Annotated in this window: 10 protein-coding genes; 6 read left to right on the top strand and 4 right to left on the bottom strand. The window is 47.2% G+C overall.

Translation table 11 applies throughout. The features are described 5' to 3' along the window. Window positions 1–31: 31 nt before the first annotated feature. Together ABRS97_RS09055 and ABRS97_RS09050 are read left to right on the top strand one after the other, a co-directional pair. Window positions 32–2,068, top strand: a complete 2,037-nt coding sequence (locus ABRS97_RS09055; RefSeq protein ID WP_367813073.1) for an ABC transporter ATP-binding protein — start codon at window positions 32–34, stop codon at window positions 2,066–2,068. Between the two features lie 117 nt (window positions 2,069–2,185). Further along, a complete protein-coding gene (locus ABRS97_RS09050; RefSeq protein WP_367813072.1) occupies window positions 2,186–2,503 on the top strand; it encodes a hypothetical protein in 318 nt (105 codons plus the stop codon). A gap of 609 nt (window positions 2,504–3,112) precedes the next feature. Here the strand turns inward: ABRS97_RS09050 and ABRS97_RS09045 are convergent. Together ABRS97_RS09045 and ABRS97_RS09040 are read right to left on the bottom strand one after the other, a co-directional pair. Next, complete coding sequence (locus tag ABRS97_RS09045; RefSeq protein ID WP_367813071.1) at window positions 3,113–4,066, bottom strand: hypothetical protein; 954 nt, start codon at window positions 4,064–4,066, stop codon at window positions 3,113–3,115. A 20-nt stretch (window positions 4,067–4,086) separates the two neighbouring features. Next, window positions 4,087–4,275 carry a hypothetical protein gene (locus ABRS97_RS09040; protein ID WP_367813069.1) on the bottom strand — a complete coding sequence of 63 codons (189 nt, stop codon included), beginning with the start codon at window positions 4,273–4,275 and terminating at the stop codon, window positions 4,087–4,089. A gap of 310 nt (window positions 4,276–4,585) precedes the next feature. Between ABRS97_RS09040 and ABRS97_RS09035 the strand changes: the two genes are divergently transcribed. Beyond that, the gene (locus ABRS97_RS09035; RefSeq protein WP_367813614.1) at window positions 4,586–7,456 is read left to right on the top strand and encodes an S-layer homology domain-containing protein; all 2,871 of its coding nucleotides are present in this window, start codon (window positions 4,586–4,588) and stop codon (window positions 7,454–7,456) included. Between the two features lie 67 nt (window positions 7,457–7,523). Here the strand turns inward: ABRS97_RS09035 and ABRS97_RS09030 are convergent, their stop codons facing one another. Then, on the bottom strand, window positions 7,524–8,147 hold the full coding sequence (locus tag ABRS97_RS09030; RefSeq protein WP_367813068.1) for an NAD(P)-dependent oxidoreductase: 624 nt from the start codon (window positions 8,145–8,147) through the stop codon (window positions 7,524–7,526). 111 nt (window positions 8,148–8,258) lie between these two features. Next, window positions 8,259–8,606: a hypothetical protein gene (locus ABRS97_RS09025; protein WP_367813067.1), complete on the bottom strand. Its 348-nt coding sequence runs from the start codon at window positions 8,604–8,606 to the stop codon at window positions 8,259–8,261. Window positions 8,607–8,808: 202 nt separating this feature from the next. On the opposite strand from ABRS97_RS09025, the gene rluF reads away from it, so the two are divergent. The 3 genes from rluF to ABRS97_RS09010 all read left to right on the top strand — a co-directional run bounded on the left by rluF (window position 8,809) and on the right by ABRS97_RS09010 (window position 13,620). After that, window positions 8,809–9,528 (top strand): 23S rRNA pseudouridine(2604) synthase RluF, encoded by a 720-nt coding sequence (rluF, locus tag ABRS97_RS09020; protein ID WP_367813065.1) that lies wholly within the window; start codon window positions 8,809–8,811, stop codon window positions 9,526–9,528. A gap of 54 nt (window positions 9,529–9,582) precedes the next feature. Next, window positions 9,583–10,977, top strand: a complete 1,395-nt coding sequence (locus tag ABRS97_RS09015; RefSeq protein WP_367813063.1) for an MATE family efflux transporter — start codon at window positions 9,583–9,585, stop codon at window positions 10,975–10,977. A gap of 279 nt (window positions 10,978–11,256) precedes the next feature. Next, window positions 11,257–13,620: an S-layer homology domain-containing protein gene (locus tag ABRS97_RS09010; RefSeq protein WP_367813612.1), complete on the top strand. Its 2,364-nt coding sequence runs from the start codon at window positions 11,257–11,259 to the stop codon at window positions 13,618–13,620. Window positions 13,621–13,727 lie beyond the last annotated feature (107 nt).

The raw sequence follows: 13,727 nt of genomic DNA, 5'->3' as shown, positions 1-13,727 counted from the left end.
CCATATACAGAAAAGAAGGTGAAGCCCTCTTATGAGACATACAGGCAAGCGATTATTCCAATATGCGACTTTGTTCAAAAAACCACTGTTGATCGCGCTGCTATTTCTGGCCGTAGCGGTAGCAGCCGAGCTGGCGGGACCTTTCATTGCGAAGCAAATGATCGACCGTCACATTCTGGGCATTGAAAAGCCGTGGTACGCGCTGGCGACCGTGAAGCAAACCGACAAAGCCGTTCCGCATAACGGCATATGGTACAAGAGAAGCGATCATTTCGCGGAAGGCGAAGCGAAGGGGAAAGAGGTTCGCATTTTGCAGGCGGGCAGCCAATTCGCTTTTGTCGAACAGCCGATAGACTTTGACGGCGTGAGAAAGCTGTCAGACGGGAAGCTCACGATCACGCAAGACGGCAAACAGGCGGTGTATCCGGCGACGAAGCTAAGCCTGCAGGAGCTTTACACCTTTTATGAGCCGGAGTTTACTGGCTTGATGAGGTTGGCAGCGATTTATTTGGCGCTGATTGTTGTGGGGGCCGGATTTACTTACGGGCAGCGGTATTTGCTTCAGGCGGTGGCAAACCGCATTATTCAACGCATGCGGACCGATGTGTTCGCCCAAATCCAGAGGCTGCCGATTAACTATTTTGACAATCAGCCTGCCGGCAAAGTCGTCTCCCGCATCACGAATGACACCGAGGCCGTACGGGATCTATATGTTCAGGTGTTGGCGAACTTTTTTACAGGCACGATCTATATCGTCGGCATTATTGCCGCTTTGTTCGTGCTCGATTACCGGTTGGCGCTCATTACGCTGCCGATTATCCCGATCCTCTATGTGTGGATTATCGTGTACCGCAAATTCGCATCCCGCTATAATCATGAAATTCGAGAGCGCCTCAGCTCCATCAACGGCATGATTAATGAGTCGATTCAAGGGATGACGATCATTCAAGCGTTTCGCCGGCAAAAGGAATCGATCGAGGAATTCGATCAATTGAACGATGAATATACGCGGTATCAGAACAAGTTGCTCAGCCTGAATTCGTTCACCTCGCATAATTTGATGAATGTGATCCGGAATCTGTTTTTCTTCGGACTGATCTGGTATGTGGGCGGAAGCTCGATGAATACATTAATAAGCGTAGGCGTCCTGTATGCTTTCGTCGATTATTTGAACCGGATGTTCCATCCGATGGTCGGTATCGTGAATCAGCTGCCGAATCTGGAGCGGGCGATTGTGTCGGCGGATCGCGTGTTCGAATTGCTTGATGAGCAGGGCACTGATGTAGCTGAAGGGAAGGCCGACCGTTATTTAGGCAACGTTAAGTTCGAGCGCGTGCGTTTTGCCTATAAAGAAGGGGAATACGTGCTGAAGGATATTTCTTTTGAGGCGAGGCAAGGACAGACGGTGGCGCTGGTTGGGCATACCGGTTCGGGCAAAAGCTCGATACTGAATCTGCTGTTCCGCTTCTATGATGTGCAGGAAGGCTTGATCACGGTAGACGGCCGTGATGTGCGCGACATGCCCAAGCAGCTGCTGCGCCAGCACATGGGCATCGTACTGCAAGACCCGTTCCTGTTCACAGGGACGATCGCGTCCAACGTTAGCTTGGACGATTCGTCCATTACCCGGGAACGGGTGGAGCAGGCACTCCGCGACGTGGGCGCCGCGGAGATGTTCGGGAGCTTGCCGCAGGGCATCGACGAGCCTGTGATTGAGAAGGGCAGCACGCTGTCCGCCGGGCAGAGACAGCTGGTTTCTTTCGCCCGGGCACTGGCGTTTGACCCGGCGATTCTGATCCTCGATGAGGCGACAGCCAGCATCGATACGGAAACCGAGGCCGTTATTCAGGCCGCGCTTGATGTGTTGAAGAAGGGGAGGACCACCTTCATCATTGCCCACCGCCTGTCGACGATTAAGAACGCCGACCAGATTCTGGTGCTCGACCATGGCGAGATCGTCGAGCAGGGCAATCACGATGAGCTAATGCAGCTCAGCGGGCGCTACTACCAGATGTACCAGCTGCAGCAGCAGGGACATCGGGAAAGTGCCGCCACTGTAGCGGAATAGGATCTTCAGGCGGCGTTTCAGGGACGAAGCTCGTTAATAGGGCTAACGATTGTTCGCAGCGGGTATGCTACAATGAAAGCGATTGGCATTCCTTTATCCGAAATGGAGGAGAGCTTCATGCGATCAGATACGATTCGCATCCTAAACTTGCTGCAAGTGCTGTCCGAAATCGGCATCGGCATCGGTTATTTGCTAGGCCTTATTCCTTTCGTATATGTGTGGTCGAGTACCTGGGTGATCCCGCTCGTGTTTGTGAGCTTGGTGCTTGCACTGCTTGCCCGCAACGGTACGACGAATATGACGATCATCAATGTCGTATTTTCGTTTTTAAGTTACATTCCGGTGGTCGGCTACCTGTTCCGGGCTGCCGGAATTGTTATTTCATGGATGAACATCCGCACAATCACAGGCAATAGCAGCAGAGGCACGTATTAAGGACGCTGTGAATAGTTGCCAAAATGAAAGCCTCGCGAGAGGCTTTTTGTATTTACGTCGTGAGGACGAACGGAACTACGATGCGTATATGGCTAGTCTTTTCGGCTGCAATGGTCATTAAGCGGAACTACAGTTCTCTATGCTTTAAAAGGCATCGTATTTCCGCGAATCCGGTTAAAAACTGGCGGTTTTAATGAAATAGTTAAAATGAACAAAACCGACTGCCACTTTGCGTAACGTAGGTTAATTTTGTGAAGAATGGATGATGTTATCGAGACAACAACCCAATCTTTCAAAATCAGAGCTAAACACAAAAGGAGTCGGTTTACTATGAGTATTGCCGTAAAGTATGTAGGTTTAGACGTATCCAAAGATAAAATTGTGATTGCCATTGCAGACGAAGGTCAACCACAATGATGTTCATATTAAAGGGACTACAGTCGAACCAATTGATTATATTGGCTTACCGTCAAATGTGTATGCTTCACATGCAACCCAAGGCAATGCAGGTTACTTGAGAGTTGAAAACGTAACAGCTTAAGGCTGCAATGACACTGCTATTCGTGCAGTAGTTTACATTACCCGAATTCGTCACACGTTGGCTAACGATTAGGATCTAATCTGTTCCCATTTATTTCTTGCCTTTTTCAAATAAAATTTCATTATAATGTGAGTTGGTTTTTGAAGAATTCCTACAAACCTCAAAGTAGCTTTTGGGTCATACTCGCGATTATTAAAATATTTGTTTGCCCAGTACAGGCCATATTCTTTTTCAGAGGGGAAGTGTAAAATTTTAAAGTTTTTGTCATTTTCTTGTATGTTACCTTTACCGAACATATTTGTCCAGACTCGCTTGCATGTATCATTAATATAGCTACCCTTGTAAGTGTTATTAAAATTTACAGATAGAATTTGTGATAGATAGTGTTCTTCTGTATAAAATTCTTCAACTTTTCCGTAAATGTTATTGAACTCTGCTAAAAATGGTTTGATGAAGCGACCTCGAAAACCTACTGCCTCTCCACCAATTGTTGTAAATTTTTTATCCATTTTCATTAAATTAACTCCATGAAACGAGGACTTTTTTTTCATTTCTTCTGAAATGTCGTAAGCGAACCAATCAGAGTCTTTATGAGTTTCAAAGTATTCTTCAAGAGATGCGTTGATAATTACGTCATTATCAAAAAATAAGAAAAGGTCATTGTCAAATCTATTTGAAGAGTCTGCATTTTCAAAGTGAGATAAAGCATCAAAAAAGTACATAGAACCTGCCCATTTTTTTGTTGGTTTTGTGTAATGGGTATTTTGTTTTATTATTTCAATGTTGTTGTCATTACAAAATTTCAAAAAATCAAATCCACGAATAAAATTTAGATGTTCATTCTTATTGCAAATGAAATAATGTTTTGCAGATGGATTGAAATAAATGCTACTTTTAAAGAAATTCACTATGCAGCGAAAATAATACTCGTTTTTCTTTTGATAGTTTATTTCTTTCATATTTCCATACTCGCTCATCTTGTCCTCTGACTCAAGGTAAAAATAATTTACAATGTGTAACATGATGATTCCCTCCAAAGGTTTTATTTTATTATTTGTGAATTATCCGATGTGGTTCTAGTGGTGATTAATTTTAAATCATTTTGTAATCCTTTTCGTACTAATTCTAGTATTGCTACTGTGCGATTGGACAAAAATTCCTTTTCTTGATAATCGTCAATTAGTGCGAGCAAGGCAATTGGAATATTCATATCGACTCTTTTTGTTTCCATCAGTCTAACCGTCCTCTATACTGGTAATATCCGTATCGTATCACATGATACAATACGTATCAACCATTTTATGGAATATTTTCTGACACCATTGCATACCCAATTCCCCGCCCATGCCTGGACGTATGGGTTTAAACAACGACCTGGCCGTAGGCGAGGTTTTTATAATGTTGTGATTAAAAAGACCTACATTCATTGAATTAATTATAGTCGTTTAGAACTATAATTGTTTGAAAATATTGTCGTATATAAGCAACGATGGTAAAGTATCCCTGTACTATACAGCGAGGGAGACGATAAATTGAAACCAATGAAGTTTATTTCCAAGGCAATCATCCTTATGTTATGCGTCTTTATTGCTTTACCGAGCTTTGCGCTCGGAGCTTCGAGCAATAGTTCGACACCAACTGACATTAACCGTCATTGGGCAGAGAAAGAAATGAAAAAATGGATTGATAAGGGTCTTTTAAAAGGTTATTCGGATGGGGTTTACCAACCTGATCACAGCATTAGCAGAGCGGAATTTTTTACATTAGTTAATCGCTCTTTCAACTTTACCCAAGCAGCTTCCGTCTCGTTCACCGACCTTAGTGCTTCCCACTGGGCATCTTCAGAAGTTGCCCGTGCGAAAGCGGCAGGTTATGCGTCCGGCTACCCGGACGGAACGATTCACCCTGATCAGCAAATCACTCGCGAGGAAGCAGCCGTTGTACTGCGCAGCGTGTTGAAGCTGCAAGAGGATACTGCGCACGCAAGCTCCTTTAAAGATGCGGCGCAATTCGCAAACTGGAGTATAGGCTCCATCGGCGCGCTAGCCGCAAAAGGGTTCCTGTCCGGATATGAAGATGGGACATTCAAGTCCAATAACGCAATGACTCGCGCAGAGATCATTGTCATGCTGGATAAAGCTATTTCCAGTAAGGCAGCTACTACAACCTTTGATCAGAAGGGGACTTACGGTCCTGAAACAGGTACAACTACGATCCAAGGCAATGTAGTCATCAGCGCTCAAGGAGTAACCTTGAGGAATACAGTCGTAGAAGGGGATCTTCTTTTAGCTGAGTCGATTGGCGAAGGGGATGTCACTTTGAAAAATGTAACTGTAAAAGGATCCACGACTGTGAATGGCGGCGGTTCTCACTCGGTTCATTTCGAAGATTCTGTGTTGCTTACAGTTATTGTGAATAAAGCCGACGGCAGCATTCGTATCGTAGCCGAAGGGTCTACGAGTGTGAAGCAAATCACCGTGCAATCCAGTGCTTTGTTGGAAGCGAGGGGAACTGGAACGATTGCGGATGTTGTGTTGTCCAGCCTGCTTCCAACGAATGCTGAAATCTCTTTGGCGGGACAATTCAATACGTTAAGCGTACAAGCTACAAGCATTCGAGTTAACTTAAATGAAGGTGCGATCCAACAGCTGACGGTTGCGCAAGGTGCAGCTAACTCGACTATCCAGGTTGGGGCGGGAGCTTCCATTGCACAATTGATTTTGGATGCAGCAACAACGATTACCGGCAGCGGAACGGTTGAACGTGCTACGGTGAATACGAATGGTTCCACTTTTGAACATTCCCCTACGCACATCACGACTGGAGATGGCGTATCGGTAGGCAGCTCATCCGGCGGCTCTTCAGGCGGGGGCTCTTCTAGTGGAGGTGGCTCCACGGTTCCAGGACGCGTTTACGGCTTTGAAGGAAGAATTGTTGATGTCAATAACCAACCGGTTAGTGAGATGACGATACTTTTCCGCAGGGGTCTGGGCAATACAGATGGAGAAGTGGTTGCGACAGCTGTAACCAATGCCGATGGTCGGTATTCGGTCATCGTAGCACCCGGAATTTATTATGGCGAACTTAAGAAGGTTGGGTTCATCACTACTTATCTAGTGGGTGTTTCCGCAGATAATGTCCATAACACCAATGAAAATGAAACGGCTATTCGCGTAGCGGCTGCCAATGAAATACGTGTTGTCCTGACCTGGGGCGAACGGCCATTTGATCTGGACTCGCATCTGGTAGGTCCGACACCGGATGGCGGCGTCTTCCATACTTGGTATTCAAACCGTAAATACGAAGTGACAAATGTCGTTTACGATGATTTAGATCATGATGACGTTACTTCTTACGGTCCTGAAACGACGACGATTCGTAAGACCGTCGATGGCACGTACCGCTTCTATGTGCATAATTACTCCGGCAATCCTAACATGAGAACTTCAGGAGCCCATATTGAGGTATACGTCGGTTCTACGACAATACCTGCAAAAGCCTACGATATTCCTTCTACGGGTACAGGCGCAGAGCTTTACTGGACAGTATTTGAAATGAATGTTTTGAATGGAGCTATTAGCCAATTCATCGATGTTAATCAGTTCTATACGAGTGCAAGCGATGCGCAGGGAAGTCTTGCAAGTACGATTTCTAACGTATCGGTAACGTCCAGTGTTTATGGCGTCGATCAAAATGTGAATGAAATTAACTGGGTAGAAGCAAATACGCCAGTTGTGAGCTTCAAGGCAGGACTAACGCCATCTCGAGGCGCGACACTAGAGGTTTATGAATCAAATGGCATAACGGTTCGTAGCGGTTTTGTGATGAATGGGGATAAAGTCATTGTATCCAGCTTGGATGGCCTTTGGAAAAAAACGTATACAGTTGCTATAAGAACTGTGCCTACGGCGGCATCTCTTACTTACACGCCTGCTGGTCCAATTGTTTTCTATGATACAACACCGATAGGCGTGCGGATTATTGCAACGGCTCTTACTGGAGCCGTAACCGATGTAACCTATGACACAGGTACAAGCTACTCGTCAGATCATGTTAGTATTGCTACGGTAGGTCAAGACGGCGTAATAACAGCCCTTGCTTCGGGTTCGACCGTGATCAATGCTGTGTACGGCGGACTGACCAAAGGCATTCCGGTCACCGTTATATTTACACCCGTTTTAACCTTAACCAATGGAAATCTGTCAGCTGCAGGACTTATTCCTGGCGCTGAAGTGAAACTGTATGATGCTGTAACGAATGATCTTGTAGACGCTGCTACTACTACAGCAGGGCAAGAGGGCACTGTAAGCATAGCGATACAATCTCTTGCAGTGGGCAGCTATTATATAACACAATCCTTTCAAGGTGTGACAAGTTATCATTCGAATCAAATCGAAATAGCCATACAATAGAAATGTAGCCATACAGGTAAAACACCCCATTAATCGTAAATGCTGCGATTAATGAGGTGTTTTTGCGTTAGTAGGCAATTCCCACACGGCATCTGATGTATGCGCTGCTTAGCGCCTCGTTGTAAGTAAACGCAGCAGTGTCGCCTACAGAGATGGACGTGCCGCCCTCTGGCAAGCAATCCCGCTCAGCGCGGTAGGTGCCTAGCGGAGGGCCGTCAGGCAGATAGGTTGGACAGATGACTGTCCAATCGAGGCTCGAGGCGGCGAGGAGCTCCCACGCCTTCCGGTGTTCTTCCGCTGCGCGCGTCGAGGAACGCCTGGTGTTAGGGGCTTCGTAGCGAAGCAGCCCCGGGTGCTCGCGGCTTTCTAAAATGCCGGCGGTTCCGACGGTCACGATACGCTTGATCCCTCGCGCCGCCATAGCCTTGATGACAAGCGGGAGGCTTTCCGTCAAGACGGTGCCCCCGTCTGTGCCGAGACAGCTAATGACCAGCTGCGCATCGCGGATAGCATGCTGGATATCTTCTTCGCGGCAAGCATCTCCATGGCAAAGAGTTAACCCTTCTGCGCTTACGCCGGCAAGCTTATCTGGATGGCGAAGGAGCGCCCGGACTTCATGTCCTTCCAGCAGTGTTTGATTAAGGAGAGTCCGGCCCACTCTACCGGTGGCTCCTAGTAAAAGAATGCGCATGTTTGTCCTCCTGTTGGAGCTATAGTATGGCTTCATTATACCTGAGAGTGCTCCCCGAAATAAAACAGCCCCTCGCTATAGGCGATGAGGCTGTTTGGGTACTCTCGATAACTAGGTTTTTGCGATGTACGTAAAGGCAATTTGTCTAGTAACGGCAGTAGGATTAAACACAGTAGTGATCCAAGTCGTATCGTTTTGGGAGTAGTTGCTCGTTGCATAAGCAGGTAAGGAATTTTGGCTGGAAATGAACCAGCCTCCGCTTATAGGCTTCAATGCGCCGCCATTGAAAGTGAATGTGAAGAAGGTGTTGGGTGTAATGGTTCTGAAGAAGACGAAGCGAGTAAAACCTCCGCCCAGGTTTTGTGTGGCGCTCGCGCCTTTCGGACCTGCTTTCGCTCTTTTGTAAGTGGGTTTTGCTTTAGGCCGAACTTTTTTAATTCGAAGTGGTTTACGAATCATTCTTAATCCCTCCTTTTCTACTAACAGTAAATGCTAGATTTAGAGAAAGAGATTGGATGAACAGTCTGATGAAGCTGTCTCAAATTTTTCTGAAAACCGCATTAGTTTCCCTATACGACTTGAACCGGACGTGCGAATCCAGCATAATAGTGCTATAAATAAGCAGCGGCATCATTTCGGCATAGAAGGGAATTTCCCAGTCATGAGAATTAATAAGTTTATTAGCGAGACCGGCGTGTGCTCCAGACGGGAAGCGGACAAGTGGGTCGAGGCGAAGCGGGTTACCATTAATGGCGAAGTCGCGGGACTGGGCAGTGTTGTGGATCCTGGCGATGAAGTGCGTATCGACGGCAGACCGATTGGCGCGAAGAAAGAGCATGTCTATATTGCGCTTAATAAGCCGGTGGGCATTACAAGTACGACCGAAACATATGTTAAGGGAAATATTGTGGATTTTATCGGGCATGCGGAGCGGATTTTCCCAATCGGGCGGCTTGATAAAGATTCAGAGGGACTCATTCTTCTGACCAATAACGGCGATATTGTCAATCAAATTCTGCGTGCGGAAAATAACCACGATAAAGAATACATCGTTACGGTGAATCGCCCTGTGACTCCGATGTTTTTGCAAGGCATGGCGAGCGGGGTCAAAATATTGGGCACGACGACCAAGCCGTGCGAAGTGAACCAAGTGGGAGATCGCGTGTTCCGCATTATCCTCACACAAGGGCTCAATCGTCAAATTCGCCGGATGTGCGAGGCATTCGGTTATCGGGTTGTTCGCTTGCAGCGCGTACGGATCATGCACATTCATCTGGGAAATTTGAAGCTTGGCAAGTGGCGGGACTTGACGCAAGGGGAAATGCAGGACTTGATGCATACCTTAAGCAAAGACAAAGAACGTTCCCGGACAAGTCCGTAATCCGAATATATGGAAACCTAAACTAGTAGCATTTGAATACGAGGAGCAGAACCATTGAAAGCTGTTGAGGCATTAGAATCAGTACCAACATGGAAAAAGCTTAGTCTGTTCGCGGTCACTTGGCCGATTTTCGTCGATTCCGTTCTAAGAATGATGTTAGGGTCGGCCGATGTTTTTATGCTCAGCCGCATCTCGGATCAAACGACAGGTGCTGTCGGTTTAGCGAATGAAATCATCGTGTTCTGTATCCTGATGTTTGGTTTCGTAGGCATTGGCACGAGCGTTGCTGTGGCTCAAAATCTTGGCGCTGGGAAGGCCGGAGAAGCCAGTCGCATCTCGGCGCTTGCGATTACAATTAATTTATTGTTCGGCATTATCATCAGCATTGTATTGGTCGTCTTCGGAGAGTCCTTAATGCGTCTTATGAATTTGGCGCCGGATCAGGTCCAGATTGCCAAAAAGTATCTGAGCATCATTGGCTCGTTTATTTGGATCGAGGCGTTATCGTATGCGGTCTCATCCGTTCTTCGTTCAAACGGTCAAACCAGGGATGTTATGTTTGTTACACTGGGCGTGAATCTGGTTCATGTAGTAGGCAATTACCTGCTGATTTTCGGGCACTTCGGCTTTCCGGAGTGGGGGGTAACAGGCGCTGCGGTGTCCACGGTTGTAAGCCGTCTGCTTGGACTAATTGTTTTAATCATCATCTTGTATCGCCGTATTCCAGTACCGATTCGCCTCAAAGACTATGTGCGATTCGATAGCCGCAATTTGAAGCAAATACTGAGCATCGGACTGCCCGCTGCGGGGGAACATCTGTCCTGGCAGTCGCAGCATATGATGATCGTCAGTTTCATTAATATCATTGGCCAGACGGCATTGAGCACGCATGTGTATGTGATGAATGTCTCGAATTATTTCATGGCGCTGGCTATGGCAATCGGAATGGGAACGGAAATTATGATTGGCCACATGGTGGGTGCCGGCGAAATGAAAAAAGCGTACCATCAGTTAATTCGAAGTCTTCGGATTAGTTTTCTTGTGACCTTCGCGGTCGTAGGCGTCGCTTCCATTTTCCGTAATAACTTGTTAGGGCTATTCACGAGTAACCCGGAAGTGATTGCAATCGGCTCAGGCATCCTGCTGCTTTCGTTAGTACTTGAGCCTGGTCGAACCTTCAATCTGGTCGTCATTAATTCACTTCGCGCTGCGGGAGATGCGAGATTCCCTGTCATCATGGGCGTGCTCTCCATGTGGGGGGTTGCGGTGCCGCTAGCCTACTATCTCGGACTACGGTTGGAACTGGGGCTGTTTGGCGTATGGGTAGCCTTCGCGGTTGACGAATGGCTCAGAGGCTTGCTGATGCTTCTCCGATGGAGGAGCCGCGCGTGGGAACGTAAAGCGCTTGTGAAGCCCGCTGTCAGCATGGAAAGCGCAAGTGCCTCCTAGATAAGTGAAGAAGGAGCCAAGCTCTATGAACAAAATAAAAGGCGGTCTAAACTGAAATGGAGGTTTAGGTTGCCTTTTATTTTTTGTGCAGAGCTATCCAAGAGATTGAAAATTGATGGATGTGCCTTGCTTTTAGGGTGACGCAGATCGGCTGGAGCTATTTTAGAGTCAAGGAAGTGTAGAAAATTTCTAGAGGGGAGCAACTTTTTTCCAACCTCTGACGTTTAGAGCGTAGCAAAGCAAATGCATATAACGCCAAGGAGGAAGATGGTATTGAAAATGCTTAAACAAGTAGGGACGCTGGCAGTAGCCTCAGCGCTGCTCCTCGGCGTTGTTCCTCAAGCGTGGGCGGAGGAAGCCGTCCTATCAAGTAAAGCTGTTAAGCTGCCGGTTGACCCTGCCCAAGGGGATGGTAAACAGCTGGAAACAAACATTACGAAAGAACGCGCTATGGAGTTAGCGAAATCTTATGTGACCATACCGGCAGACTATAGCTTGCAATCAGTCAGTCTCAACTCGCAGTATGCAAGCTATGGCCGCAATTATCCGACGTGGAACCTGAATTACATTAAAAAAGTGAAGGATCAGAACTATGGATATCTGAATATCTCCATTAATGGGACAGACGGTTCGTTAACCTCCTATTCCTTGAACGGCAACGATCCGGATCACAAGCCAAGCTATCCGCCGAAAGTAGACTACAAAGGCGCGAAAGAACTGGCTTCTGCCTGGATCGCCAAAGTCAATCCCGAGAAGCAGAAGGAATTGCTTTATAACGATTCCGATGAAAACTCATTCCGTACCCCGCTGGACGGTAATTACCAATACAACATTCGCTTCGACCGGGCGGTCGACGGCATCCCTTTTTTCCAAAATGGGATGAATGTAAGCGTGAATGGTGAGGGGCAAGTGACCGGGTACAGCTACAATTGGGACAGCGATGTAACTTTCGAACAGGGCGTATCGCCGATATCCAAGGAAAAGGCTGCGGATTTGTTCCGTGAGAAGGCCGACCTATCGTTACTTTACCAAATCCCGCAGGCATCGAAAGTCAAGAAGACGCCGATTATTTCTTATAATTTTAATGCGTTTTCTTTAAATGCGGTGAGCGGCGAGCTTTGGAACCCGGGTAAAGGCTCAGCCCCATCAGCAGGGGGGGAGAAGCCTTTGACGGATAAACCGTTATCGGACAAACCGGCGGATAACTTGAATTTGACGAAGGAACAAGCGGCTCAGAAGGTAGTTGACGCCTTTCATCTATCCTCCGATTTGAAGCTGCAGGAAGCTACCTACAATGAGTCGACCAATATAGAAACTGGGAAGGTCGAGTCCAACTGGAGTCTCAACTGGACCGAGCCTTCGGAGAAAGATCCGAAAGGGAAAATAGCCAGCGGCAGCACCTGGGCTAACGTAAACAGTAAAACAGGTGAAATTATAAACTTCAACAGCTTCATTCCTTACAATTCGGACACGGATAAGGATGTAGAGGCCAAGGTTTCCATGGACGATGCGAAGTTGGCGGCAATTACTTTTGTGAAAAAGCACCTGCCTGCTTACACGGATCAATTGGTGCTGGATATGCCGGCGGCCAAGGATTACTCGGATGAGCAGCTGAAGCGGTTGCGTAACTGGGATATCCGATTCCAGCGCGTGATTGACGGCGTGAAAGCGGGCTACGAGAATGTGAGCGTCAATATTGACCGGACGACTGGGAAGATTGTCAATTATTATTTCTCACTGAGCGACTTGCCTTATCCGAAGCAAAAACCAGAGGTGCTCGAAATCGATAAAGCCAAGGATATTTTGTTTACGCAGTATGACATCAAGCTCAATTATGTGCTTGCAGGCAATGAAACGATCGTTGGCATACCGATGGAGAAATACAAGGTCATGATAGCTGCCGGGGACATCCCAAGAGGCGAGCTTGCAGAAGCCAACAACCAGAAACTCGAAGCTAAGCTTGTCTACTCGCTCGTATCGAAATATACACGCCAATCCTTCTTGCTGGATGCGCAAACCGGCCAATGGAAAAATGCGGACACGGGCGAAGTCATCTCCCTGGATAAAGTGAAAGTGGATGATATCGACAATCACTGGGCGCGTAACGAGCTTCAATTAATGCTCGACTATCAGGCGCTCGATGTGAAGGATGGCAAGGTGAATCCGGATCAGACGATTACGCGTGGAGAATTAATTAAAATGCTCGTGATCGCCATGAATGGCGGCAATGGCGGCATTTATTACAGTGCGGATCGCGCAGCTTCCTTCAAAGACGTGAAGGCCAGCTCGCCATTCTTCGCTTATGTGGAAAATGCCGTGGATCGCGGACTTCTCGATCCAGGAGCCGACTTTAATCCTGATGCCAAAATGGATCGCGAGGATGTAGCCCAGCTCATCGTGAAGGCGCTTGGTTATAAAAACTTAACGAAGTTTGATGGCATCTTTAACAGCAACTTCGCTGACAAAGCGGATGTGAACAATGTCGGTGTCGCTGCCATCGTCTTGGGTCTCGACATCATGTCGTTGAATGGCGACAAATTCGAGCCGAAGCAAGAAGTGTCCAAAGCCCAGGCGGCCAGCGCATTCTTCCGCTTCCTGCAGAAGCGGGCTGAGCTGCAAGACCAGCCGCGGTACTACTACTAAGGTACGATTAGCATGCTGCTTCGGCAGCATGTTTTTATTTTTTTCCATTAGCGATTCTATGTCCCGAATATGCTACAATATTCTTTAAAACTTGAGTGCCGATGCAC

Origin of the sequence: Paenibacillus tabacirhizosphaerae (genome assembly GCF_040812395.1) — a bacterium.
GTDB lineage: Bacteria > Bacillota > Bacilli > Paenibacillales > NBRC-103111 > Paenibacillus_E.
This window is presented reverse-complemented; position numbering and strand designations above follow the sequence as displayed.